The organism is Stenotrophomonas rhizophila (assembly GCF_003651185.1).
GTDB classification, from domain to species: domain Bacteria; phylum Pseudomonadota; class Gammaproteobacteria; order Xanthomonadales; family Xanthomonadaceae; genus Stenotrophomonas; species Stenotrophomonas maltophilia_Z.
Window position 1 is genome coordinate 281640 of record NZ_RCDC01000005.1, and the last position, 24623, is coordinate 306262.

Below are 24623 nucleotides of genomic sequence, written 5' to 3' on the forward strand. Positions count from 1 at the left end.
GTTGCGTCATGAAGATTTTTGGTCCGCTGTACGAGCGGGCAATGAAGTGGGCCGCGCATGAGCGCGCCCCGACCTATCTGACGGTGTTGAGCTTCATCGAGGCGATCATCTTCCCGGTGATGCCCGAGGTGATGCTCGCCCCGATGTGCGTGGCCCAGCCCAAGCGCGGCTGGTGGTTCGCCACGCTCAGCCTGGCCGGTTCGATGGCCGGTGCGCTGGTCGGCTATGCGCTGGGCCACTTCGCCTTCGAAGCGCTCAAGCCGGTGTTCGCCGCGCTGGGCATGTTGACCAGCATCGAAGGTGGCATCGCCATCGTGCAGGCCAAGATGGCCGAGTCGCCCTGGGCGGTGTTCACCTTCCTGGTGCTGGGCGGCTTCATGCCGATCCCGATGAAGGTCTTCACATGGGCATCGGGTATCGTCGGCGTGCCGTTGCCGCAGTATTTCCTGAGCATGTTGATCGGCCGTGGCAAGCGCGTGTACGTGCTGGCGGCGGTCATTCGTATTGGCGGGCCGCGCGCGGAAGCTGCGCTGCGCCGTTGGATTGAACCGCTGGGCTGGATCGCGACCGCGTTGGTGGTCGTGCTGGTGGCCTGGCTTGTATGGAGAGCGAAGTTCGCATGAGTGCTGATCGTTTGAGCAAGGGAGTGCGCAGCGGCGCGCTGCTGCTGGTGGTGTCGGCGCTGAGCGCCTGTGGCACCGCCACCGTGGTGCGGCCCTCGGGCTCGGGCGGTGTGGCCCACAGCACGCCGCAGAGCTCGGTGGCCAAACCCGGCCAGACCGCCGTCGTCCGCCGTGGCGACACGCTGTATGCGCTGGCGCGCATCCACAACATCACCCCGCGCGATCTGGCCGCCTGGAACGGGTTGGCCGAGCCGTACACGATCTATCCGGGGCAGTCGCTGCGCCTGTACCCGGGCGGCAGCGGCGGCAGCCCGGGCCGCGCCCCGACCACCGTGGTGACCGCGCCGCGCCCGGGTGGCACAGCGCCGGCCGCTACGCCGGCGCCGACCACGGCGATCAAGAGCAACATCAGCTGGCGCTGGCCGGCCGATGGCGCGATCGTCGGGCGTTTCGTCGCCGGTGAAGCGACCAAGCAGGGCGTGGACATTGCCGGCACCAGTGGCCAGCCGGTCCGGGCGACGGCCGCCGGCGTGGTGGTGTACTCCGGTGCCGGCCTGGTCGGTTTCGGTGAGCTGATCATCATCAAGCACAGCGACCAGTGGTTGTCGGCGTATGGTCACAACCGCAAGCGCCTGGTCAATGAAGGCCAGAGCGTGAAGGCCGGCGAGCAGATCGCGGAGATGGGCCGCACCGGCGCCGCACGCGACATGCTGCACTTCGAGATCCGCTACAACGGCAAGCCGGTCGACCCGCTGCTGTACCTGCCGCCGAAGTAAGCACGAAAAAGGCCGCCTCAAGGGCGGCCTATTCTGAACGGAAATCCCGGTCTCACCCCTTCAGGATGAACGCCGCGGCCACCTTGCGCCCCTCGCTGGCGAGGATGTTGAAGGTTCGCGCCGCCGCCGGGTTGTTCATCACTTCCAGGCCGATCCCACGGGTCAGGCAGGCGGCCATGACTGCCGCCGGCGGGAACACCTGGGTATCGCCCGTACCCAGTACCACCAGCGCGGGGTTCAGCGCCAGCACCGGCTGCAGGTCTTCCGGGGTCAGCAAGGCAATATCGGCCACCGGCCACGCTTCGATCAGCGTGTCCGGAGCCAGGATGAAACTGGCGGCCAGGGTCCGGTCATTCACTTTCGCACTGCGGCCATCGGCGGCGCGCAGGGCGTAGGCGTAGTCGGGGATTTCGTGGCTCAGCTGCATAAGCGTTCCGGGATCAGCCGCGCGGCAGGACGATCTGGCGCTGTTCCTTGCTCGGGCGGTACAGCACGGCCACGTGGCCGATACGCTGCACCAGCGCGCTTTCGCTGGCACTGACCAGCTCGGCGATGAGGGCGTCACGGGCCTCGCGGTCTTCGGCGGCAACCTTGACCTTGATCAGCTCGTGGCGCTCCAGCACCTCTTCCAGTTCAGCCAGGAAGGCCGGTGTCACCCCCTTGCCGCCGATCTGGAGCAGGGCTTTCAGATCATGCGCGTGGCCGCGGAGGAAACGGGTTTGGGAAGAAGTCAGGGCGATAGCCATTCAGGAACAAGCGGTTAACTGGGGCGATCAGGGTATCATGACCTCCCCATCCGACCCGCATCTCAATGGCAACCCGTAGCAAAAGCAGTCAACGCTGGTTGAAAGAGCACTTCGCCGACCCCTTCGTGAAGAAGGCCCAGGCCGAGGGCATGCGCTCGCGTGCGGCCTACAAGCTGGAGGAGTTGCTGCAGCGCGATCGGCTGCTGAAGCCGCACATGGTCGTCGTCGATCTGGGCGCCGCCCCGGGTGGCTGGTCCCAGCAGGTCCGCCGCCAGATCGGCGATACCGGCCGGGTGCTGGCCTTGGACATCCTGGAGATGCCGCCGCTGGCCGGCGTGGAGTTCCTTCACGGTGACTTCAGGGAACAAGCCGTCCTATCGGAGTTCGAAGCCATGCTGGGGGATCAGCCGGTAGACCTTGTGCTCTCGGATATGGCCCCCAATAAGAGTGGAATGGATGCGGTGGACCAACCGCGGATGATGCACCTGGCGGAGTTGGCGTTGGATTTTGCCGACAACCATCTCAAGCCCGGTGGCGCGTTCCTGATCAAGCTGTTCCAGGGCGTGGGCTTTGACGACTACGTGCGCGAAATGCGCCGCCGGTACGACAAAGTAGTGATCCGCAAGCCTGAAGCCTCCCGGAAGCGCTCGCCCGAGGTGTACGCCTTGGGGCAGGGAAAACGCGCGCAGATCAAGTAAGCTCAACCATACGAATCGCGTCAGGAATTAGAGGAACACCGGAGCCAATGAGGATGAACGACTTGACCAAGAACCTCCTGCTATGGGTGGTCGTCGCCGTCGTGCTGATGGTGGTCTTCCAGAGCTTCTCGCCGAAGAGCAGCGGAGCCGGCGCACAGGGCGCGACGTACTCGCAGTTCCTGGACCAGGTGGACAGCGGCAATGTCCAGAAGGTGACCTTCAGCGGGGACATGCGTGGCGGCACCAATCAGATTTCCTACACCACCCGTGGCGGCCAGTCGGCCACCATCACCGCCCCGTTCGATCGCGACCTGATCAACGTGCTGCGCGGCAAGAACGTGGAAATCGTCCAGGAGGAGCCCTCCAGCGGCATCTCGCTGGGCGCGATCCTGATGAACTTCCTCCCGGTGATCCTGATCATCGGCTTCTGGATCTTCATCATGCGCCAGATGCAGGGCGGTGGCGGCGGGGCCAAGGGCGCGATGTCCTTCGGCAAGTCGCGCGCCAAGCTGCAGGGCGAAGACCAGATCAAGGTCACCTTCGCCGACGTTGCCGGGTGCGACGAGGCCAAGGAAGAAGTCGGCGAACTGGTCGACTTCCTGCGCGACCCCACCAAGTTCACCAAGCTGGGCGGCAAGATTCCGCGCGGCGTGCTGATGGTGGGTCCGCCGGGTACCGGCAAGACGCTGCTGGCCCGCGCCATTGCTGGCGAGGCCAAGGTGCCGTTCTTCTCGATCTCCGGTTCGGACTTCGTGGAAATGTTCGTCGGCGTCGGCGCCAGCCGCGTGCGCGACATGTTCGAGCAGGCCAAGAAGCAGGCACCGTGCATCATCTTCATCGATGAAATCGACGCTGTCGGTCGTCACCGTGGTGCCGGTCTGGGCGGCGGTCACGACGAGCGCGAGCAGACCCTGAACCAGCTGCTGGTCGAAATGGACGGCTTCGAGGGAGGCGAGGGCGTGATCGTCATCGCCGCCACCAACCGTCCCGACGTGCTGGATCCGGCGCTGCTGCGCCCGGGCCGTTTCGACCGCCAGGTCGTGGTCGGCCTGCCGGACGTCAAGGGCCGCGAGCAGATCCTCAAGGTGCATATGCGCAAGCTGCCGCTGGCCGACGATGTCGAGCCGATGGTGATCGCGCGCGGCACCCCGGGCTTCTCCGGTGCGGACCTGGCCAACCTGGCCAACGAAGCAGCACTGTTCGCCGCGCGCGGCGGTGAGAAGGAAGTCCGCATGGACCACTTCGACCGTGCCCGCGACAAGATCCTGATGGGTGCCGAACGCCGTTCGATGGCGATGAGCGAAGAAGAAAAGACGCTCACCGCCTACCACGAAGCCGGCCACGCCATCGTCGGTCGCCTGGTGCCCGAGCACGATCCGGTCTACAAGGTCACCATCATTCCCCGCGGTCGCGCGCTGGGTGTGACGATGTACCTTCCCGAAGGCGACAAGTACTCGATGAACCGGGTGGCGATCGAATCGCAGCTGTGTTCGCTGTACGGCGGCCGCGTTGCCGAAGAACTGATCTTCGGCACCGACAAGGTCACCACCGGCGCCTCCAACGATATCGAGCGCGCCACCAAGATGGCCCGCAACATGGTCACCAAGTGGGGCCTGTCCGACGAACTCGGCCCGATCGCCTACGGTGAAGAGGACGATGAAGTGTTCCTCGGCCGTTCGGTGACGCAGCACAAAAGCGTGTCGGATGACACCGCGCGCCGCATCGACGAAGTCGTCCGCAGCATCCTGGACAAGGCGTACGCCCGTACCACCGAACTGCTGACCGCCAACCTCGACAAGCTGCACACGATGTCCCAACTGCTGCTGCAGTACGAGACCATCGATGCGCCGCAGATCAATGCCGTGATGGAAGGCCGTGATCCGCCGCCGCCGATGGGCTGGGACAAGTCCCCCAGCAACAAGGATGGCGGCAACAACAACGACAAGGGCGGCGATGCCCGTCCGGTCGCGCCGATCGCCGGTCCTGCCGAGCAGATCTGAGTGTTGCCCACGTAAGTGACGAAGGCCGGGGAAACCCGGCCTTCGTCGTTTCGGGCAAGTCATAATGACGGTCCGTTTTCGTTCCCGTTCTGGAGTCGCCATGTCCGCACCCCCGCCGCAGCCGATCTCGCACACCACTGAAATGGTGATCGCCACGATCATTGGCGTGGCCATCGGCCTGACCCGCGACAACTTCCTGCTCGGCGCCGGCGTCGGCATCGCGGTCGGTGTGCTGATGAGCATCGCCAAGACCGTGTACGTGGAGCGCAAGCGCCGCCAGCGCTGAGTGCTTGCGCGCGCCGCCGGCAGTGGGCACGATGCGCGTGCCCGCGCCGCATGCCGCGGTCGGGCATGGCCGGGGGATCGGCCGACACACTTTCCAGGGGGATGTTCATGCGTCATTCGATGCGCGTAGCGGTTGCTGCGCTGCTGTGCTGTGCCACGCCGCTCATGGCCGCCGAGATCCACGTGCAGGATCCGGTGCCGTTCAACGACGCGGCGATCATCGCCGAGAACATCAAGGCCGAGTGCCGGATGGGCGCGCAGCTGGCGACCGCGCTGGGCAAGAATGCGCCGGCGCATGGCAACACCATCGTCTTCGGCAGTGATCCGGTGAACACCGGCAGCGGACACGCGTTGAAGCTGGAACTGGTGGAGGCGCAGAGCGCCGGCAATGCGTTCACCGGCCACTTCAAGTCCGCTGCCGTGCGCGGCGTGCTGTTCGAGAACGGCCAGCAGGTGGCCACGGTCACCGCACGCCGCGTGTCGCGCGGTGGCGCGTTTGCCGGCTTCAAGGGCTCGTGCGGTGTGCTCGAGCGCACGGTCAATGCGATCGGCAACGATCTGGCGATCTGGCTGGCCAAGCCGGTCGATGGGGCCCGCCTCGGCGACCTCTGACGGCCGGTCCGGTGCGCCAGCGTAAACTACGCGCTGGCGTACTTCGTGGATCTGCCCATGTTCGATATCTCCCCCCAGCTCGATTGCGGCGGCCGCCTGCTGCGGCTGGATCGCTCGCGGGTCATGGGCATCGTCAACGTCACCCCGGATTCGTTCTCCGACGGCGGTGACCACGACAGCGTGGAGGCCGCGGTCGCGCACGGCCTGCAGCTGGTGGCCGAGGGCGCCGACCTGCTCGACATCGGCGGCGAGTCGACCCGGCCCGGCAGTGCGCCGGTACCGCTGGATGAAGAACTGCGCCGGGTCATCCCGGTGATCGAGCGGCTGGCACGCGAAACCACCGTGCCGATCAGCATCGACACCTTCAAGCCCGAGGTGATGCGCGCCGCGGTCGCCGCCGGTGCCGGCCTGATCAATGACATCCATGCGTTGCGCCAGCCCGGTGCGCTGGACGCCGCCGCCGAACTCGGCGTGCCGGTGGTGCTGATGCACATGCAGGGCGAGCCCGGCAGCATGCAGGACACCCCGCACTACGATGACGTGGTCGCCGAGGTGCATCGCTTCCTGACCGAGCGCATGTTCCAGGCCGAGATGGCCGGCGTCGCCAAGAAGCACCTGATCATCGATCTGGGCTTCGGTTTCGGCAAGACCACCGAACACAACATGATCCTGCTCGCACGCTCGGGCCGTTTCCTCGAGCTGGGCGTGCCGATGCTGGCCGGCCTGTCGCGCAAGCGCAGCATCGGTGAACTGACCGGTCGTGAGCAGCCGCGTGACCGCGTGGCCGGTTCCGTCGCCGCACACCTGATCGCGGCGCAGCGTGGCGCGATGCTGCTGCGCGTGCACGATGTCGCCGCCACGGTGGACGCCTTGAAGGTATGGGCGGCGGTCGATGCGGTGCCGATGCCGCGGGTGTCGGCCGCACCGGCGATGCCGCGCTGGCCGGACGAGGACTGATGGCCGTCGATCAGCGCCCGCTGGCGATCGCGGTGATGGGCCCGACCGCGTCGGGCAAGACCGCCACCGCGATCGCGCTGGCCCAGCAGCTGGACGGCGAAATCGTGAGCGTCGATTCCGCCCTGGTCTATCGCGGTCTGGATATCGGCTCGGCCAAACCCGATGCGGCCGAGCGCGCGCAGGCGCCGCACCATCTGCTGGATGTGCGCGACCCGTGGCAGACCTATTCGGCGGCGGAGTTCGCCAGCGACGCGGCGCGAGCCGTCCGCGACATCATCGCGCGCGGCCGCATGCCGATCCTGGCCGGTGGCACCGGGCTGTATTTCCGCGCCCTGCTGCAGGGCCTGTCGCCGATGCCCGAAGCCGATCCGGCGGTGCGCGCGCAGATTGCCGCTGAGGCGGCCGAGCAGGGCTGGGCGGCGATGCATGGCCAACTGGCCGGCATCGATCCGGCAGCGGCAAAGCGCATTCACGCCACCGACCCGCAGCGCATCCAGCGGGCGCTGGAAGTCCATCGGCTGACCGGTACCCCGATCAGCGAATGGCAGAAGTTGCCCGGCGTGGACCGGCTGCCGGTTCGGGCGCTCAAACTGATCCTCGCGCCGCGCGAGCGCACGGTGCTGCACCAGCGCATCGAAACCCGTTTCGACACGATGCTGGATCGCGGCTTCCTGGACGAAGTCCGCGCGCTGCGGGCCCTGCCGGCGATGGCCGAGGTGGCCGCGCCGCTGGATCTGCCGGCCGTGCGGGCGGTGGGCTACCGGCAGGCCTGGGCGTATCTGGACGGGCAGGGGACGGCCGAGGCGTTCCGTGAACGCGGCATCCAGGCCACCCGTCAGCTGGCCAAGCGCCAGCTGACCTGGTTGCGCGGGGAGCTTGATGCGCGCTGGTTCGATCCCCATCTAGACAGGGCTTCCCTGGCGGATGCGGTGTCGACCTTCGTCGCACGCTGAGTCCACGCCTTCACCCGCCCACCCCGTGTACCATCAAGGGTTCCGGCGGGCGGCGGGGGCCGTGGCAACTGCCGGAAGACCATAAAAACAATAATCAGGAGTGTGCAATGTCCAAGGGGCAATCGCTGCAGGATCCGTTTCTGAATGCACTTCGGCGCGAACGTGTGCCGGTGTCGGTGTATCTGGTCAATGGCATCAAGCTGCAGGGAACGATTGAATCGTTCGACCAGTTCGTGGTGCTGCTGCGTAATACGGTGAGCCAGATGGTGTACAAGCACGCCATCTCGACCGTGGTGCCGGCGCGCAACGTGAAGGTCGGGCCCGGAGGTGGTTATGTGCAATCCAATGATGGCGCCGAGGGCGTCCAAGGTGATGACGACGTTGAGTGACTGCGTGAAAAATTCTGGAGAACTGCGTGTTTGACCGTTCCAAGCGAGGCGAACACGCACTCCTGATCCAGCCGCACGCCGGCCGGCTCGAAGATGACGTGCTTGAAGAGTTCACCGATCTGGCCCGCTCTGCCGGGGCCAGCATCGCGGCCACGTTGACCGCGCGCATCGATCGGCCCAATCCGTCGATCCTGATTGGCAGCGGCAAGCTGGACGAGGTCAAGGCCGCGGCCGATGCCACCGGCGCCGACCTGATCCTGGTCAACCATGCGCTGTCGCCGGGGCAGGAGCGCAACCTGGAGCGGTTCCTGGAACGGCGCGTGATCGACCGCACCGGGCTGATCCTGGATATCTTCGCCCAGCGTGCGCGCAGCCACGAAGGCAAGCTGCAGGTCGAGCTGGCGCAGCTGCGCCACATGTCCACGCGGCTGATCCGCGGCTGGACCCATCTGGAGCGCCAGCGCGGCGGTTCCATCGGTCTGCGCGGCCCGGGTGAAACCCAGCTGGAAACCGATCGCCGCCTGCTGCAGAAGCGGGTGGAGCAGCTGCAGAAGAAGCTGGAAAAGGTGGAAGTGCAGCGCACCCAGATGCGTCGTGCCCGCCTGCGCAGCGAGCTGCCGCGGGTGGCCCTGGTGGGCTACACCAACGCCGGCAAGTCGACCCTGTTCAACGCATTGACCGGTGCCGAGGCGTATGCCGCGGACCAGTTGTTCGCGACGCTGGACCCGACCGTGCGCCGCATCGCGCTGCCGGGCGGCAGCGTGGTGCTTGCCGATACCGTCGGCTTCGTCCGCGACCTGCCGCACGATCTGGTGGCCGCATTCCGGTCCACCTTGTCCGAAGCCCGCGAAGCGGACTTCCTGCTGCACCTCGTCGATGCGGCCGATCCGCACCGTGAGGAGCGCATCGCACAGGTGGATGAAGTGCTGACCGCCATCGGCGCGGGCGATCTGCCGCAGTTGCTGGTGTTCAACAAGATCGACCGGATCGACGGGGCCGACGTGCGTCACGATGGCCAGGACGGCATCCCCGACAACGCGCGCCGCGAGCGGGTCTGGATTTCCGCCCGCGACAACGTTGGCCTGCCGCTGTTGCAGTCCGTGCTGGGCAAGCGGCTGGGCCTGCAGCACATCAGTGGCGAGCTTCGGTTGGCGCCGAGTGCTGGCCGCCTGCGTTCGCGCCTGCATCAGCTGGAAGTCGTGCGCAGCGAAACCACCGACGAAGACGGCTGGCTGCTGCAGGTCGAGATCCCGATCGCCGAGGCCGAGAAGCTGGCGGCCGGCGAGGGCGGCGAACCGATCCGCGCGATGCTCCCGGAGAAGCTTCCGGAGTGGTGAGGGGGTGCCGGCAACACACGACACCACGCGCGATTTCGGCTAAAACAGGGGGCGTTCGTCCCCCGTTGATCCAGGATTCCCCATGACCGTTCCTTCCGACGCCGAGCTGGGCGCCCTCGCCAGTGACGTGGGCCAGCGCCTGCAGCAGGCCTCGCTGCAGCTGGTCACCGCCGAGAGCTGCAGTGGCGGCTGGATCGCCAAGGCGATGACGGATATCGCCGGCTCCTCGGCGTTCTTCGATTGCGGCATGGTGGTCTACAGCTACGAAGCCAAACAACGCCTGCTCGGCGTGCGTGCACAGACGCTGGAACAGTTCGGCGCGGTCAGCCGCGAGACCGTGCTGGAAATGGTCTCCGGTGCGCTGATCAATTCCGGTGCCGGCATCGCCGTGGCGGTGACCGGCATTGCCGGCCCGGGCGGAGGCAGCGAGGACAAGCCGGTCGGCAGCGTGTGGATCGGCTGGAAGGGCCGGGGCGGCTACGCGCGTGCGCAGTTGTTCCAGTTCGACGGCGACCGCGAAGCCATACGGCGGCAGACCGTGCAGCAGGCGCTGACGGGAATCTTCCCGCTGTTGTGACATCCTGACCGGGTGTGCTGACAGGAGAGTGGGCCGATGTGGGAAACGCTGGGTACCGTGCGTGACCTGGGGCGATTGCAGGAAATCGCGTCGGTCCTCATCCGCTATGGCTTCGGCGACCTCGTGCGCCGCATCGGCCTGGCCGATGTGCTCGAGCGCGCCGGCCGCCTGCTGCACTGGAACGACACCCAGCAGATGCTGCGGATGACCGCGCCGGTGCGCGTGCGCCGCGCGATGGAAGACCTCGGACCCACTTTCGTCAAACTCGGCCAGGTGCTGGCCACCCGCGTGGACCTGTTCCCGCCGGACTGGATCGCGGAATTTTCCGAACTGCAGAATGCCGTGCCCGCGCTGCCATATGCGCAGGTGCGTGAGCAGCTCGAACGCGATCTCGGCGCGCCGGCCACCGAGGTGTTCGCGTGGCTCGATGAAACGCCCATGGCCGCGGCCTCGCTGGCGCAGGCGCACCGCGCAACCCTGCATGACGGCACCGCCGTGGTGCTGAAGATCCGTCGTCCGGGCATCCGCGAGGTGATCGAAGCCGACCTGCGCCTGCTGGCGCGGCTGGCCGAGATCGTGGAAGCGCGCTTGCCCGACCTGCAGCGGTATCGCCCGGCCGAGGTGGTGCAGCAGTTCCAGGTGTCGCTGCGCCGCGAGCTGGATTTTGCCGCCGAATGCCGCAATGCCGAGCGCATCGCGCGCAACTTCCAGGGCCGCGACGACATCCTGATCCCCAACGTGCACTGGCAGTGGACGTGCGAGAGCCTCAACGTGCAGGACTTCGTGGACGGCATTCCCGGTCGCGATCTGGCCGGTGTCGATGCGGCCGGTCTGGACCGCGTGCTGCTGGCCCGCACCGGTGCGCGCATCGTGCTGAAGATGGTGCTGGAGGACGGCTGTTTCCACGCTGATCCGCACCCGGGCAACATCATCTACCTGCGCGACGGCCGTATCGGCGTGATCGATTTCGGCATGGTCGGCGCGATCTCCGAGCAGCGCCGTTTCCAGGTCGCCCAGCTGCTGCACGGCCTGGTCACCCAGGAGCCGGAGCAGGTGGCCGACGTGCTGCTGGACTGGGCCGGTGGCGTGGAGGTGGACGAGTCGCGGCTGCAGCAGGACATCAGCACCTTCGTGGACCAGTACCGCGGGGTGCCGTTGAAAGACCTGCACATGGGCCTGATGCTGGGCAACATCACCCAGTTGCTGCGCCAGTACGCGCTGACCCTGCCGGCCGATCTGGCGCTGATGATCAAGACCTTCCTCACCCTGGAAGGCATGGGCCGCCAGCTCGACCCGCAGTTCGACATGGCCAGCGCCGCGCGCCCGTATCTGGAGCGGGTGATGTGGCAGCGCTACTCGCCCGGCGCGATGCTCAAGCGCGGCAAGCGCAGCCTGGTCGGGGTGATGGACCTGGTCGGCGACCTGCCGCGCGACGTGCGCAGGCTGCTGCAGATGGCGCGCCGCGGCCGGCTCCAGCTCAAGATCGAAACCACTGCGCTGCAGGGCTTCGGCGACCAGGTCAACCGTGCCGCCAATCGGCTGGTCATGGGTATCGTGACCGCCGCGCTGATCATCGGCTCCTCGATCGTCATGCACAGCGTCGGCGGCATCTCCAGCCGCTGGCTGCTCGCGCTGGGCGTGGCCGGCTTCATCGGTGCCGGCTTCTGTGGCGTGTGGATCCTGTTCTCGATCTGGCGCAGCGGTAAGAACCCGTAGGGTTCTAACCGCTGGGATCCGAAGGATCCCCGGAATCTCCCGCGTAAGCGGGGGATTACGTGTAGGTCCGACCGTTGGTCGGACGCCATTGCCGCGCGTTCGCGCGGTCACCGACCAACGGTCGGTGGCTACAGGTGTTGCTGGCGGCTTCGGTTGGGCGTGGACCACCCTTCTTCTATCTGTTCTTCCTCTGCGGGCACTTGCGTGCCCGCATCGTTAGTAGTAATACTACTAACCATGGACCTGACCGATACCCAGCAGGCGATCCTGCAGTTGATCGCCGAGCGTATAGAGACCGATGGCGCACCGCCGTCGCAGACGGAAATCGCCCGTGCGTTCGGCTTCAAGGGCGTCCGCGCAGCCCAATACCATCTGGAAGCGCTGGAGCAGGCCGGGGCGATCCGTCGCATCCCGGGCCAGGCCCGCGGCATCCGGCTGGTCCAGGCACCGGCGCTGCAGAACGGCCTGCCCGAATCGCTGCCCGCCTCGGCGTTGCCGGACCACGTCCTGCGCCTGCCGGTGCTGGGCCGGGTCGCGGCCGGTCTGCCGATCGGCGCGGATATCGGCTCGGACGACTTCGTGGTGCTCGACCGGGTGTTCTTCTCGCCCGCGCCGGACTACCTGCTGAAAGTGCAGGGCGACTCGATGATCGACGAAGGCATCTTCGACGGCGACCTGATCGGTGTGCACCGCACCCGCGACGCCCGCTCCGGCCAGATCGTGGTGGCCCGCATCGATGACGAGATCACGGTCAAGCTGCTGAAGATGGGCAAGGACCGGATCCGCCTGCTGCCGCGCAATCCCGATTACAAGCCGATCGAAGTGCTGCCCGACCAGGACTTCGCCATCGAAGGCCTCTATTGCGGGTTGCTGCGGCCCAACCGCTGACCCTGTTCCCCTTTGAATCACGCGCGGTCTTTTGTGGCACATCTCTGGTTTTGCTGAGGTTGGTACGGATGTCCGATAATTTTTTTCCGAACGCCGGGCAGAATCTCAGCCCGTGCGATACGCCAGCCTTAAAGTGAACCCATGGCCAAGAAGACTTCCAAAGACAGCACCTCCACCGATACGACCTCTGCAAGGACCACTCCGATGGACGAAAACAAAAAGCGCGCCCTCACCGCCGCGCTGAGCCAGATCGAAAAGCAGTTCGGCAAGGGCGCCGTGATGCGCATGGGCGACCGCGTCGTCGAAGCGGTCGAGGTCATCCCCACCGGGTCGCTGATGCTGGATATCGCGCTCGGTATCGGTGGCCTGCCCAAGGGGCGTGTCGTGGAGATCTACGGTCCGGAATCCTCGGGCAAGACCACCCTGACCCTGCAGGCGATCGCCGAATGCCAGAAGAAGGGCGGTACTGCGGCCTTCATCGATGCCGAGCACGCGCTGGATCCGATCTACGCCGCCAAGCTGGGCGTCAACGTGGACGACCTGCTGCTCTCGCAGCCCGATACCGGTGAGCAGGCGCTGGAAATCGCCGACATGCTGGTGCGCTCCAGCTCGGTGGACATCGTGGTGATCGACTCGGTCGCCGCGCTGACCCCGAAGGCCGAAATCGAAGGCGAAATGGGCGACCAGCTGCCGGGCCTGCAGGCCCGTCTGATGAGCCAGGCGCTGCGCAAGCTGACCGGCAACATCAAGCGCTCCAACACCCTGGTGGTCTTCATCAACCAGCTGCGCCACAAGATCGGCGTGATGATGCCGGGCCAGAGCCCGGAAGTGACCACCGGCGGCAACGCGCTGAAGTTCTACGCCTCGGTCCGCCTGGACATCCGCCGTATCGGCGCGATCAAGAAGGGTGACGAGATCATCGGCAACCAGACCAAGATCAAGGTGGTCAAGAACAAGCTGGCGCCCCCGTTCAAGCAGGTCATCACCGAGATCCTGTACGGCGAAGGCATCAGCCGCGAAGGCGAACTGATCGACATGGGCGTGGAAGCCAAGCTGGTCGAGAAGGCCGGCGCCTGGTACAGCTACGGCGAAGAACGCATCGGCCAGGGCAAGGACAACGCCCGCGGCTACCTGCGCGACAACCCGCAGATTGCCCAGCGCCTGGAAGCCGAACTGCGCGAGAAGTTCCAGCCGGAAGAAGCGGTGCGTGAAGGCGGCGACGAGGCCGAAGACGACGCCGAGTGAGTTTCCTGCAGGGCAGGGCAGCGCCGTCAGTGACGCTCGCCCTGGCCTGCAGCTTCAAGAATCCCCGACGGGATGGCGCCAAGGACGGCGCACTGTAATGGACCACTGCCATGCAAGACTCCGAAGCCCCCGCACCCCGGCGCAAGCGCCGTGTCCAGGAACAGACGCCGGTCCAGCGGGCGTTGGGGCTGCTGGTGCGCCGCGAGCATTCACGCAAAGAGCTGACCCGCAAGCTGCAGGCCCGCGGTATCGAGCACGAGGCCGCCGAAGCCGCGGTCAGCAAGCTGGCCGAGGCCGGCTGGCAGGATGACACGCGCTTTGCCGAGAACCTGGTCCGGATCCGGGCCAACACCGGCTATGGGCCGATCCACATCCGCGCCGAACTGGGCACGCATGGCCTGGACAGCGACCAGATCGCTGCCGCCATGGACACCTTCGAAGGCGATTGGACCGAGAACGCCCGCGACCTGGTGTGCCGCCGTTTTGGGGACGCCGGCCCGCAGGAACTGCCTGCGCGGCGCAAAGCCGCCGATCTTCTGGCCCGCCGGGGGTTCCCCGGCGACAGCATCCGCCAGGCCACCCGTTACGACCCGGAGGACTGAGCGGCCCGGGCCTGATACCCTTTGTGGTTTCGGCGGTCCTGCAGTTGACACCCGGCCATTGGGGCTGCGTGCCAGGGACTGACCGGCCCGCACAAAGCCAGCCCCCCATGAACGCATCCGTCAAATTCACTACCTCCCAGATCCGCAGCGATTTCCTTGAGTTCTTCAAGGGCAAAGGCCACACGATCGTGCCGTCGGCGCCCCTGGTGCCGGGCAATGATCCGACCCTGCTGTTCACCAACTCCGGCATGGTGCAGTTCAAGGACGTGTTCCTTGGCGCCGAGAAGCGCAGCTACGTGCGCGCGGCCGACGTCCAGCGCTGCCTGCGCGCCGGTGGCAAGCACAACGATCTGGACCAGGTCGGCTACACCGCGCGCCACCACACCTTCTTTGAAATGCTGGGCAACTGGTCGTTCGGCGATTACTTCAAGAAGGACGCCATCGCCTGGGCCTGGGAGCTGCTGACCCAGGTCTGGAAGCTGCCGGCCGAGCGCCTGCTGGTCACCGTGTACCAGACCGATGACGAGGCCTACGCGCTGTGGCGCGACATGGTCGGTATTCCGGAAGAGCGGATCGTGCGCATCGGCGACAACAAGGGAGCGCCGTTCGCGTCGGACAATTTCTGGCAGATGGCCGAGACCGGCCCGTGCGGCCCGTGTACCGAAATCTTCTATGACCATGGCGACCACATCGCCGGTGGTCCGCCGGGCTCGCCGGATGAAGACGGCGACCGTTTCATCGAGATCTGGAACCTGGTCTTCATGCAGTTCGACCGCCAGCCCGATGGCACCCTGGTGCCGCTGCCGGCGCCGTGCGTGGATACCGGCATGGGCCTGGAGCGTCTGGCCGCGATCCTGCAGCACGTCCACACCAATTACGAAATCGACCTGTTCCAGGCGCTGATCCGCAAGGCCAGCGAGCTGACCGGCATGGCCGATCTGGAGAACAAGTCGCTGCGCGTGATCGCCGATCACATCCGTGCCTGCTCGTTCCTGATCGTGGATGGCGTACTGCCGTCCAACGAAGGCCGCGGCTACGTGCTGCGCCGGATCATCCGCCGCGCCCTGCGCCATGGCTGGATGCTCGGTGTGCGCCAGCCGTTCTTCAGCAAGCTGGTGCCGACGCTGGTCGAGCAGATGGGCGTGGCCTATCCGGAACTGCCGGCGCAGGTCGACACGGTTGTGCGCGCCCTGCAGGCCGAAGAAGAGCGTTTCGCGGAAACGCTGGATTCGGGCATGAAGATCTTCGACGACGTGGCCGCCAAGGTCAGCAACGGCGTGATCCCGGGCGTGGATGCTTTCCGCCTCTACGACACCTATGGCTTCCCGCTTGATCTCACCCAGGACATCGCGCGCGAGCGCGACCTCACCGTGGACATCGAGGGCTTCAACGCCGCGATGGACACCCAGCGCGAGACCGCGCGCGCGGCCGGCAAGTTCGGCGGCGGCGTGACCCTGTCGGCCGATCTGGTCGCCACGCTCAAGCCGACCGTGTTCCTCGGGTATGACCGCCTGCAGGCCGACGACCTCACCGTGGTCGCCATTCTCAAGGACGGCCGCCCGGTGGAGAGTGCCCAAGCTGGCGATGACGTCATCGTGCTGACCCACCAGACCCCGTTCTACGCCGAGTCCGGTGGCCAGGTCGGCGACAATGGCACCCTGTCCGGCGCCGGCGTCCAGGTAGAGGTCAGCGACACCCAGAAGTTCGCGGGCCAGTTCCATGGGCACGTGGGCAAGCTCACCGCGGGCAGCCTGAAGGTCGGCGATGTGCTGTCCGGTCAGGTGGATGGCCAGCGCCGTGGCGCGACCATCCTCAACCACTCGGCCACCCACCTGCTGCATGCCGCCCTGCGCGAAGTGCTGGGCACCCACGTGCAGCAGAAGGGTTCGCTGGTCGCGCCTGATCGCCTGCGCTTCGATTTCTCGCACTTCGCGCCGATCAGCGCCGAAGACCTGGCGATCATCGAGCGCAAGGTCAACGAGCAGGTGCGCGCCAACAACGCCGCTGAAGTCCACACCATGGGCATGCAGGAAGCGCTCGACTTCGGCGCGATGGCGCTGTTCGGCGAGAAGTACGGCGAGCACGTGCGCGTGCTGAAGATGGGCGACTACTCCACCGAACTGTGTGGCGGTACGCATGTGTCGCGCACCGGCGACATCGGCCTGTTCAAGATCACTGCCGAAGGCGGTGTGTCTTCGGGCGTGCGTCGTATCGAAGCAGTCACCGGGCAGGGCGCGTTGGATTACGTGGCCCATGAAGAAGCCCAGCTGAGCGAAGCGGCGGCACTGCTTGGCGGCAATGCCGGCGACGTGGTCGACAAGATCCGCCAGCTCGGCGAGCGGCAGAAGAAGCTGGAGCGCGAGCTCGAGGCGCTCAAGGCCAAGCAGGCTGCCGGTGCGACCGCCGATCTCGGTGGCGCCGCGGTCGAGGTCAACGGCATCAAGATCCTGGCCGCGCGCCTGGAAGGCTTCGATGCCAAGGCGCTGCGCGATGCGATCGACCGGCTCAAGCAGCAGCTTGGCGATGCGGTGATCGTGTTGGCCGGCACCCAGGACGGCAAAGCGGCCCTGGTCGCAGGCGTGAACGGCAGCGCAATGGGCAAGGTAAAGGCCGGGGAACTGTTGGCCCATATCGCCAGTCAGATCGGGGGCAAGGGCGGCGGCCGCCCGGACCTCGCCCAGGGTGGTGGTGAGGACGGGCCCGCCCTTGCTTCTGCACTGGCCGCCGTCGTCGACTGGGTCACCCCCCGTATCTGAACAGCCTGAAGCCTCCTGCTCCTTGATGGGTCGGGAGGCCTGACGGTACTATGGCGAATCTTTTCCCGTTGTCGTGGGGCGCTCTTGCCGGGGCGCCAAGCCGGTGGGGAAATGCCACCACCGGTTCCCCTGGAGACTTGAACAAATGTTGATCCTGACTCGCCGTGTAGGCGAAACCCTGATGATCGGTGACTCGGTCAGCGTGACCGTGCTCGGCGTCAAGGGCAACCAGGTGCGTATCGGTATCACCGCTCCGAAGGACGTGGCCGTGCACCGCGAAGAGATTTACCAGCGGATCCAGCGCGGCGATGAGCCGAATGCATCCGGAAGTGAAAATTCTTCGGATTAAGGCTTTACCTGAGGGCGCGGAAAACGTTATTATTCGCGCCCCCGCTGAGATGATTCATCGCAGCGGCGGACCAAGAACACTGGAGCGGTGCCCGAGTGGCTGAAGGGGCTCCCCTGCTAAGGGAGTATAGGGCTTAAAACTCTATCGAGGGTTCGAATCCCTCCCGCTCCGCCAGTTGTAGAAAAGGCCTTCGTACGCAAGTACGGAGGCCTTTTTCTTTGTGCGATCCGGGTCAAACGATCGACTTGCAGACCGCTTCGATCCGATGCCCATCCGGATCAATCAGGAAGGCGGCGTAGTAGTGATCGCCATAGTCCTCGCGCAGCCCCGGCGCCCCGTTGCAGGTGCCGCCAACCGCCAGTGCATCGCGGTGGAACGCATCGACTGCCTCACGGGAAGGTGCGCCGAAGGCCAGGTGGAAACCCGTGCCCGGGGGCGAGGCGTCGGCGCGCAGTTTCAGGCACAGCAGATCCGCGTCCTCGACATACCCATAGCCGATGGCCTCGTCGTCTTCGAAAACACGGCGCATGCCCAGCGCGCCGAGCGCGGCATCGTGGAAGGCGGCGGCACGCGCAAGATCGCGCACGCCCAAGGAAATGTGATGCAGCATGGTGATGTGTGTCCGTGTCGAATGTCGCGCGCAGCGTCGCATGAAACAGACGGACGGCGCGCGGGTCGGCACATTCGGATGGCGCATGCAGTCGATCCCCAATCTTCATTGGTGCCGACGCGGCGGCTCGGCTACGGTCTGGTGCAGCGGCGCCTCACCAGGCGCCCCCCGTGAAAGGAGCAGGAGCATGTCGATGGGACGGAGGTCACTGCGTGGCTGGGTGGTGGTGAGCATGCTGATGGGCATGGTCATGCCGGTCGGTGCCGCATCGTTGGAGGAGCGGCTGCACCGGGCGGCGGAAAAGGGCGACGCCGCAGCCGTGCGCACGCTGCTGGGGCAGGGTGCACAGGTGGATGCGCGCGGCGCGGCCAACGCGACCCCGTTGCTGGCCGCGACCCACCACAACCACGTGGAGGCCGCGCTTGCGCTGATCCAGGCCGGTGCCGACGTCAATGCCAAGGATGCGATCCAGGACAGCCCGTACCTGTACGCCGGGGCGCGAGGGCATCTTCAGATCCTGCGCGCGACACTGAGCGCTGGCGCCGACCTGAAGAGCACCAACCGGTACGGGGGCACTGCACTCATTCCGGCGGCCGAACGCGGGCACGTGGAGACCGTGGCGACGCTGATCGCCGCCGGCGTCGATGTGGATCATGTCAACAACCTGCAGTGGACCGCGCTGCTGGAGGCGATCATCCTGGCCGATGGTGGCCCGCGACATGTGGAGATCGTCCGTCAGCTCATCGCGGCCGGGGCCGACGTGAACCTGCCCGACGGCGAGGGCGTGAGCCCGCTGCAGCATGCACGCCAGCGCGGTTACCGCCAGATGGAGACACTGCTTCTGGCGGCGGGTGCACGCCCGGGCTGAGCGAGGCGCAACCGGAACGAACGGAGGGGTGTTGCCACTGCGTTGACGCCGCACAGGCATGCTCTGCACCGCCGCTCTGCCAGGGTGTGCGCTTCCCCCGCAGAAACAGGAGTCGCCGTGAACGCACGCCGCCACTTCCTTTCCGTTGCAGCCGCCGGCACCGCCGCGTTCGCCGCCGCCCCATTGATGGCGCAGTCGGCCGGCCCGGGCAGCGTCCTGCCCACCCGCGGCCAGGCCTCGGCGAAGCCCTTGCCGGGCAACCCCGCACAGCAGGGCAGGCGCTATCGTCCGCAGACCCGCCTGGGCCTGGGCGGTGTCGCGATCGGCAATGGGTTTGCGGCCGCGACCGATGCGCAGAGCGACGCCACCCTCGCCGCCGCCTTTGCAGCGGGCGTGCGCTATTTCGATACGTCTCCGTGGTACGGGCTTGGCCTGAGTGAGCGCCGTTACGGCCACCATCTGCACAACCATCCCGCGCGTGAGTACACGCTGTCGACCAAGGTCGGCCGCCTCCTGACGGCCACCGCCGGTGAGCTGCAGGACGTGATGTGGAAGGACCCCTCGCCGTTCCATTACCGCTACGACTACTCCGCCGACGGCACACGGCGCTCGGTGGAGGACAGCCTCAACCGGCTCGGCGTCTCGCAGCTGGACGTGGTGTTCATCCATGACCTGTCGCCGGACAACGAAAAGGACCTTGGGATGCCGTGGGAGCAGCGCTTCGCCGAGGCTGCAAAAGGCGCGATGCCGGCGCTGACGCGCATGCGCGAAGAGGGGCTGATCAAGGCCTGGGGCTTCGGGGTGAACCGCCCTGAGCCCGCCCTGCGTGCGGTCGCCGAGGCGGACCCGGACATCTTCCTGCTCGCCTGCCAGTACTCGCTGCTGGATCACGACCAAGCGCTGCATGACACGTTCCCGAAGATCGCCGCGCACGGTGCGTCGGTGGTGGTGGGTTCGCCGCTACTGGCCGGCTATCTGGCTGGGCGCGACCGGTATCTGTACGACGGCAAGGTGCCGTCGTGGGCGCCGGAAAAGCGCGCCAGGGTGCAGGCCATCTGCGATCGCCACGGGGTGGATATGCGCACGGCCGCCCTGCAGTTCGCCGATGCACCGGAGGTGGTCTCGGCCGTGATCCCGGGCGCGCGCACGCCAGAACAGGTGTTGGCCAACGTCGCCTCCCTGTCCGTGGCGGTGCCCGCGGCGTTCTGGGCCGAGCTGAAGCAGGAAAAGCTGATCGCTTCGGATGCGCCGGTGCCGCGCGGCTGAGCCGGCTCCGGGACCAGGGAATCGCTTGGCCTGATCGGCACCCCCTGAGGCTCTGATGGCGCCCCGCCTGTAGAGGGGGCGTCACCTGTCTTCAGGACGGCCCCGCTCGGTGTCATTTCCGCCATAGTCTTTCGCGATAGACCCGGATACGGCATCATGCGGCCCATTCGTTCCCTCCAGCCGCCGCCAGAGGAGTCCCTTCCTGCCTGGAGGCATTGCCGTGTCCGTCGTTCCGTTCCGTGTTGCCCCGATCCATTCGGGTCGCCGTCGTGCTGTTCCCGCGTTCTCCCCGTTGATGCAGGCGATGGCCTGCGTGCTGGGCCTTGCGCTGTCCGCCTCGGCGGTGCAGGCCGAAGAGGCGCCGGCGGGTGACGCACCTGCCAAGGACGGCGCACAGACCCTGCAGACCGTGCAGGTCACCGCCAACCAGCTCGGCACCGTGACCGAAGGCAGTGATTCCTATACGCCCGGCACGATCGCCACGGCTACCCGCCTGGTGCTCAGCCCGCGCCAGACGCCGCAGTCGATCAGCGTGATCACCCGGCAGGAAATGAACGACTTCGGCCTCAACGGCATCGATGACGTCATGAAGGTCACGCCCGGCGTGAGCATCGTCACCTACGACAGCGAGCGCACCGAGTACTACGCGCGCGGCTTTGCGGTGCAGAATTTCCAGTACGACGGTATCCCGATGGCACGTGATTCGGCCTACTCGGCGGGCAACACGCTCAGTGATATGGCCATCTATGATCGTGTGGAAGTGCTCAAGGGCGCCACCGGCCTGCTGACCGGCATGGGCGACCCGGGCGCGACCATCAACCTGGTGCGCAAAAAGCCTACCCGCGAGCTGGCCGGCAGCGCCACGCTGGGCGTCGGTTCGTGGGACAGCTACCGCGCCGAAGTCGATGTCGGCGGGCCGTTGACTGAGAGTGGCCGCGTGCGCGGCCGCATCGTGGGCGCCTACCAGGACAAGCATTCCAATGTCGACCACTACCAGCGCAGCAATGAGGTGTTCTACGGCATCCTGGAAGCCGACCTCGGCGAGAGCACGCTGCTGACCGTCGGTGCCGATTACCAGGACAGCGATCCCAAGGGCTCCAGCTGGGGCGGCATTCCGTTGCTGGACAGTGCAGGCAACTTCAACGACATGCCGCGCTCGTTCAACAACGGCGCGCGCTGGAGCCGCTGGGGCCAGTACGCCCGCACCGGCTTCGCCACGCTGGAGCACACCTTCGGCAATGACTGGGTCGCCAAGCTGCAGCTCAATCACCAGGTCAACGGCTATGACGCCTCGCTGGGCGCGGCGGCCGGTGGCAACCCGGATCCGGTCACCGGGGAAGGCGTGAGCATGTGGCTGGGCCAGTACATCGGCAAGACCACCAGCAACGCGGCCGATCTGTACGTCAGCGGAAAGTTCGAGTGGTTCGGCCGGCAGCATGAGCTGGTCGTCGGTGGCAGCGTGTCGCGCAAGCGCTGGGTCAACAACGGCTACTCGCCGCAGCCGGGCTACGTGAGCAGCGTCGCCAACTACTACGCCTGGACTGGCGATGTGCCCGAGCCGGACTGGCAGTGGGGCTACGGTGACAACCAGGTCACCCGCGAAAGCGGTGCCTATGTGGTGGGCCGCTTCGACCTGGCCGATCCGCTCAAGCTGATCGTCGGCAGCCGCATCGCCAACTATAAATCTCCGGATACCGACGAGAGCGGCGTGGTCGTGCCATACGCCGGCCTGGTGTACGACCTCAACCGCAACTTCTCCGTGTTCGCCAGCTACAGCACCATCTTCAAGCCGCAGGGCAACCAGGACGAACAGGGCCGGGTGCTGGATCCGTTGGAAGGGCGCAGCTACGAAGCGGGCCTGAAGGCGGAGTTCTACGACGGTCGCCTCAATGCCAGTGCGGCGGTGTTCCAGCTGGAGCAGGACAACTACGCGCAGCCGACCGGCGGCAGGACGCCGAGCGGCGGGATCGCCTATGAAGGCCTGATGGGGGTGCGCACCAAGGGCTATGAGCTGGAAGTGTCCGGTCAGCTCGCGCCGGGCTGGCAGATCCAGGGGGGCTACGCGCACAAGATCGCGCGCCAGCAGTCCACCAAGGTCTCCACGCTGGAGCCGGAAGATCAGTTCAGCGTGCACAGCAGCTATCGCCTCACCGGCGCGGCCGATGGCTGGAGCGTCGGTGGGGGTGCGCGCTGGCAGGGCAGCACGTTCGGCACCATCACCAACCCGGCCACCGGCGGTAGCCAGATCCACCGCACCGAGCCCTACTGGCTGCTCGATGCCATGGCGCGTTACCAGTTCAACGACCAGCTCTCGGCAACGCTCAACGTCAACAACCTGCTGGACAAGCACTACTACACGATCTTCAGCTGGTACAGCACCTACACCTGGGGCGAGCCGCGCAACGTGCGCCTGACCCTCAACTACAGGTTCTGATCCAAAACCAACGACACCCCGGGCAACCGGGGTGTCTGCGTTTGCGGCCGGGTGTTTACAGCGCCAGCTCGAACACGATGACTTCCGCGTCGTTGGCGTTTTCCAGCGTCAGCTGCGCCTCGTCACTGACCTGCAGCGCATCGCCGGTCTCCAGCGTGATGCCGTTGACCTGCAGCTGCCCGCGGGCCACCTGTACATAGGCGCCGCGACGCGGGGCCAGCGGCAGATGGAGGCGGTCGTCACCGTCCAGGATCGTGGCGTAGATGTTGGCGTCCTGGTGGATCAGCAGCGAGCCGTCACGGCCATCGCGCGAGGCGATCAGGCGCAGCTGGCCACGCTTGGTTTCCGGCGCGAAATGCGTTTCCTGGTAGCTTGGGGTGATGTTCTCCTGATCGGGGAACAGCCAGATCTGCAGGAAGTGCACCGGCTCGTCGGCTGAGTGGTTGAACTCGCTGTGGCTGACGCCGCTGCCGGCGCTCATGCGCTGCACATCGCCGTAGCGCAGCACCGAGCCGGTGCCCATCGAGTCCTTGTGCTCCAGCGCGCCGCCGAGCACGTAGGAGATGATCTCCATGTTGCTGTGGCTGTGCGTGCCAAAGCCCTGGCCGCCCTGCACGCGGTCTTCGTTGATCACGCGCAGCGGTCCGAAGCTGGTATAGCGCGGGTCGTAGTAATTGGCGAAGGAGAAGGTGTGCATGGAGTTCAGCCAGCCATGGTCGGCCTTGCCACGGGTGTTGCTCTTGCGGATCTGCAGCATGGGAATCTCCTCGGTGTTCGATGGTTTCGATGGCGGTCCGGGGCGGCAGCTGCCGTTCCCTTTCCTGTTGCGGCCAGTATCCGCTTGCTCCGGCGCGTTGAAAAACGGATAGTTTCGCAAGCCATCATCGAAAAATTCGAATGCTCAAGCTCAGCCTCGACGCCCTGCAGATCCTGGATGCCATCGACCGCCGCGGCTCGTTCGCCGCGGCCGGCAAGGCCCTGCACAAGGTGCCTTCGACCATTTCCTACACGGTCTCCAAGCTGGAAGAGGACCTGGGCGTGCAGCTGTTCGATCGGGTGGGCCCGCGCGCGCACCTGACCCCGGCCGGGGAGGCGTTGCTGGAGGAGGGCCGCCATCTGCTGCGGGCGGCGCGGGAGCTGGAGATGCGGGTGCGGCGGGTAGCCTCCGGCTGGGAGGCCGAACTGACCGTGGCGGTCGACTCGATGTTCGTGCCGGCGCTGCTGGCCGAGGACGTGCGCGCGTTCACTGCGGTGGCCGAACAGACCCGGATGCGGCTGATCAGTGAATCGCTGTCGGGCACCTGGGAGGCACTGCTGGACCGGCGCGCGGACCTGCTGGTCGGCGCGGCGGGCGAGGGGCCCAGTGGCGGGGGCTATGTGGTCGAGCCGATGGGCGTGGTGCGTTTCGTGTTCGCGGTGGCGCCCTCGCATCCGCTGGCGGCCGCGTCCGAGCCGCTGGGCCGTGAGTCGTTGGCTGCCCACTGTGCGATCGCCGTGGCCGATTCGGCGCGGCGGCTGCTGCCGCGCACGGTCGGGCTGCTGATGGGGCAGGAGACCGTCACCGTGCCGGACATGGTCAGCAAGTTCCGCCTGCAGTGTGCCGGGCTCGGTTTCGGTTTCCTGCCCGAGCCGTATGTACAGCGGGCGGTGGCGCAGGGCCGGCTGGTGATCAAGCAGGTTGAAGAGCCCAAGCCGGACGAGACGTTCTGGCTGGCCTGGCGCACCGGCGAGGAGGGGGCCGCGCTGAAATGGTGGCGTGAGCGCATGCAGCGGCCGGCGGTGTTGGCGGGGTGGTGGCCGACGATGGAAGGCTGGCTGGGGTAGCCAGCCGCCGGGGCCAACCTGAATCCTGGCCTCGCTGTCATCGGATGGTCATACGGATGCGATAGAGCGGCGCGGAGCGGATCGGTAACCTGCCCGACTCGATTGGTTTTTC

Annotated in this window: 25 protein-coding genes and 1 tRNA gene; 22 read left to right on the forward strand and 4 right to left on the reverse strand. The window is 66.5% G+C overall.

Annotated features, from left to right (window positions below; all coding sequences use genetic code 11):
• Nucleotides 1–8: 8 nt before the first annotated feature.
• Nucleotides 9–623 (forward strand): YqaA family protein, encoded by a 615-nt coding sequence (locus BCL79_RS12930; RefSeq protein ID WP_121041774.1) that lies wholly within the window; start codon nucleotides 9–11, stop codon nucleotides 621–623.
• A complete protein-coding gene (locus BCL79_RS12935; RefSeq protein ID WP_121041776.1) occupies nucleotides 620–1399 on the forward strand; it encodes a peptidoglycan DD-metalloendopeptidase family protein in 780 nt (259 codons plus the stop codon). Before BCL79_RS12930 ends, BCL79_RS12935 begins: the two co-directional genes overlap by 4 nt.
• Before the next feature lie 52 nt (nucleotides 1400–1451).
• On the opposite strand, the gene BCL79_RS12940 is transcribed toward BCL79_RS12935, so the two are convergent.
• Both BCL79_RS12940 and yhbY read right to left on the reverse strand, forming a co-directional pair.
• Complete coding sequence (locus BCL79_RS12940) at nucleotides 1452–1826, reverse strand: Mth938-like domain-containing protein (protein WP_121041778.1); 375 nt, start codon at nucleotides 1824–1826, stop codon at nucleotides 1452–1454.
• Between the two features lie 13 nt (nucleotides 1827–1839).
• Complete coding sequence (gene yhbY / locus BCL79_RS12945) at nucleotides 1840–2145, reverse strand: ribosome assembly RNA-binding protein YhbY (protein ID WP_019183325.1); 306 nt, start codon at nucleotides 2143–2145, stop codon at nucleotides 1840–1842.
• Between the two features lie 65 nt (nucleotides 2146–2210).
• Here yhbY and rlmE point away from each other — a divergent pair, with 65 nt between their 5' ends.
• The 16 genes from rlmE (at nucleotide 2211) to BCL79_RS13025 (ending at nucleotide 17683) form a co-directional block, all read left to right on the forward strand.
• Entirely contained in the window at nucleotides 2211–2843 is a 633-nt protein-coding gene (gene rlmE / locus BCL79_RS12950) for a 23S rRNA (uridine(2552)-2'-O)-methyltransferase RlmE (protein WP_121041780.1), read from the forward strand.
• 53 nt (nucleotides 2844–2896) lie between these two features.
• Nucleotides 2897–4843 (forward strand): ATP-dependent zinc metalloprotease FtsH, encoded by a 1947-nt coding sequence (gene ftsH / locus BCL79_RS12955; RefSeq protein ID WP_183073776.1) that lies wholly within the window; start codon nucleotides 2897–2899, stop codon nucleotides 4841–4843.
• A 100-nt stretch (nucleotides 4844–4943) separates the two neighbouring features.
• Entirely contained in the window at nucleotides 4944–5129 is a 186-nt protein-coding gene (locus tag BCL79_RS12960) for a hypothetical protein (RefSeq protein ID WP_121041784.1), read from the forward strand.
• A gap of 107 nt (nucleotides 5130–5236) precedes the next feature.
• Entirely contained in the window at nucleotides 5237–5740 is a 504-nt protein-coding gene (locus BCL79_RS12965) for a hypothetical protein (RefSeq protein ID WP_147433899.1), read from the forward strand.
• 57 nt (nucleotides 5741–5797) lie between these two features.
• A complete protein-coding gene (folP, locus tag BCL79_RS12970; protein ID WP_121041789.1) occupies nucleotides 5798–6697 on the forward strand; it encodes a dihydropteroate synthase in 900 nt (299 codons plus the stop codon).
• Complete coding sequence (gene miaA, locus BCL79_RS12975; protein WP_121042209.1) at nucleotides 6697–7650, forward strand: tRNA (adenosine(37)-N6)-dimethylallyltransferase MiaA; 954 nt, start codon at nucleotides 6697–6699, stop codon at nucleotides 7648–7650. The genes folP and miaA overlap by 1 nt, the downstream gene beginning before the upstream one ends.
• A 107-nt stretch (nucleotides 7651–7757) precedes the next feature.
• Nucleotides 7758–8039, forward strand: a complete 282-nt coding sequence (hfq, locus tag BCL79_RS12980) for an RNA chaperone Hfq (RefSeq protein ID WP_019183319.1) — start codon at nucleotides 7758–7760, stop codon at nucleotides 8037–8039.
• 26 nt (nucleotides 8040–8065) lie between these two features.
• The gene (hflX, locus tag BCL79_RS12985) at nucleotides 8066–9376 is read left to right on the forward strand and encodes a ribosome rescue GTPase HflX (RefSeq protein WP_121041791.1); all 1311 of its coding nucleotides are present in this window, start codon (nucleotides 8066–8068) and stop codon (nucleotides 9374–9376) included.
• 82 nt (nucleotides 9377–9458) lie between these two features.
• Nucleotides 9459–9953, forward strand: coding sequence for a CinA family protein (locus tag BCL79_RS12990; protein WP_019183317.1), 495 nt, complete (start codon nucleotides 9459–9461; stop codon nucleotides 9951–9953).
• A gap of 36 nt (nucleotides 9954–9989) precedes the next feature.
• Nucleotides 9990–11669, forward strand: coding sequence for a 2-polyprenylphenol 6-hydroxylase (gene ubiB, locus BCL79_RS12995; RefSeq protein ID WP_121041793.1), 1680 nt, complete (start codon nucleotides 9990–9992; stop codon nucleotides 11667–11669).
• A gap of 237 nt (nucleotides 11670–11906) precedes the next feature.
• The gene (gene lexA, locus BCL79_RS13000; RefSeq protein WP_121041795.1) at nucleotides 11907–12557 is read left to right on the forward strand and encodes a transcriptional repressor LexA; all 651 of its coding nucleotides are present in this window, start codon (nucleotides 11907–11909) and stop codon (nucleotides 12555–12557) included.
• A gap of 204 nt (nucleotides 12558–12761) precedes the next feature.
• Nucleotides 12762–13802, forward strand: coding sequence for a recombinase RecA (recA, locus tag BCL79_RS13005; protein WP_121041797.1), 1041 nt, complete (start codon nucleotides 12762–12764; stop codon nucleotides 13800–13802).
• Between the two features lie 110 nt (nucleotides 13803–13912).
• Nucleotides 13913–14404: a recombination regulator RecX gene (gene recX, locus BCL79_RS13010; protein WP_121041799.1), complete on the forward strand. Its 492-nt coding sequence runs from the start codon at nucleotides 13913–13915 to the stop codon at nucleotides 14402–14404.
• 107 nt (nucleotides 14405–14511) lie between these two features.
• Complete coding sequence (gene alaS, locus BCL79_RS13015) at nucleotides 14512–17160, forward strand: alanine--tRNA ligase (protein ID WP_121041801.1); 2649 nt, start codon at nucleotides 14512–14514, stop codon at nucleotides 17158–17160.
• 145 nt (nucleotides 17161–17305) lie between these two features.
• On the forward strand, nucleotides 17306–17509 hold the full coding sequence (gene csrA / locus BCL79_RS13020) for a carbon storage regulator CsrA (RefSeq protein ID WP_019183311.1): 204 nt from the start codon (nucleotides 17306–17308) through the stop codon (nucleotides 17507–17509).
• An 81-nt stretch (nucleotides 17510–17590) separates the two neighbouring features.
• Nucleotides 17591–17683 (forward strand) — tRNA-Ser (locus tag BCL79_RS13025).
• A 58-nt stretch (nucleotides 17684–17741) separates the two neighbouring features.
• Here the strand turns inward: BCL79_RS13025 and BCL79_RS13030 are convergent.
• The gene (locus BCL79_RS13030) at nucleotides 17742–18119 is read right to left on the reverse strand and encodes a VOC family protein (protein WP_121041803.1); all 378 of its coding nucleotides are present in this window, start codon (nucleotides 18117–18119) and stop codon (nucleotides 17742–17744) included.
• Nucleotides 18120–18306: 187 nt separating this feature from the next.
• Between BCL79_RS13030 and BCL79_RS13035 the strand changes: the two genes are divergently transcribed.
• The 3 genes from BCL79_RS13035 to BCL79_RS13045 all read left to right on the forward strand — a co-directional run bounded on the left by BCL79_RS13035 (nucleotide 18307) and on the right by BCL79_RS13045 (nucleotide 22687).
• Nucleotides 18307–18987: an ankyrin repeat domain-containing protein gene (locus BCL79_RS13035; protein ID WP_121041805.1), complete on the forward strand. Its 681-nt coding sequence runs from the start codon at nucleotides 18307–18309 to the stop codon at nucleotides 18985–18987.
• Nucleotides 18988–19104: 117 nt separating this feature from the next.
• Entirely contained in the window at nucleotides 19105–20253 is a 1149-nt protein-coding gene (locus tag BCL79_RS13040; protein ID WP_183073777.1) for an aldo/keto reductase, read from the forward strand.
• 295 nt (nucleotides 20254–20548) lie between these two features.
• Nucleotides 20549–22687 carry a TonB-dependent siderophore receptor gene (locus tag BCL79_RS13045; RefSeq protein ID WP_183073787.1) on the forward strand — a complete coding sequence of 713 codons (2139 nt, stop codon included), beginning with the start codon at nucleotides 20549–20551 and terminating at the stop codon, nucleotides 22685–22687.
• Between the two features lie 55 nt (nucleotides 22688–22742).
• On the opposite strand, the gene BCL79_RS13050 is transcribed toward BCL79_RS13045, so the two are convergent.
• Nucleotides 22743–23444, reverse strand: a complete 702-nt coding sequence (locus tag BCL79_RS13050; RefSeq protein WP_121041809.1) for a pirin family protein — start codon at nucleotides 23442–23444, stop codon at nucleotides 22743–22745.
• Nucleotides 23445–23584: 140 nt separating this feature from the next.
• Here BCL79_RS13050 and BCL79_RS13055 point away from each other — a divergent pair, with 140 nt between their 5' ends.
• Nucleotides 23585–24511, forward strand: coding sequence for a LysR family transcriptional regulator (locus tag BCL79_RS13055; RefSeq protein WP_121041811.1), 927 nt, complete (start codon nucleotides 23585–23587; stop codon nucleotides 24509–24511).
• Nucleotides 24512–24623 lie beyond the last annotated feature (112 nt).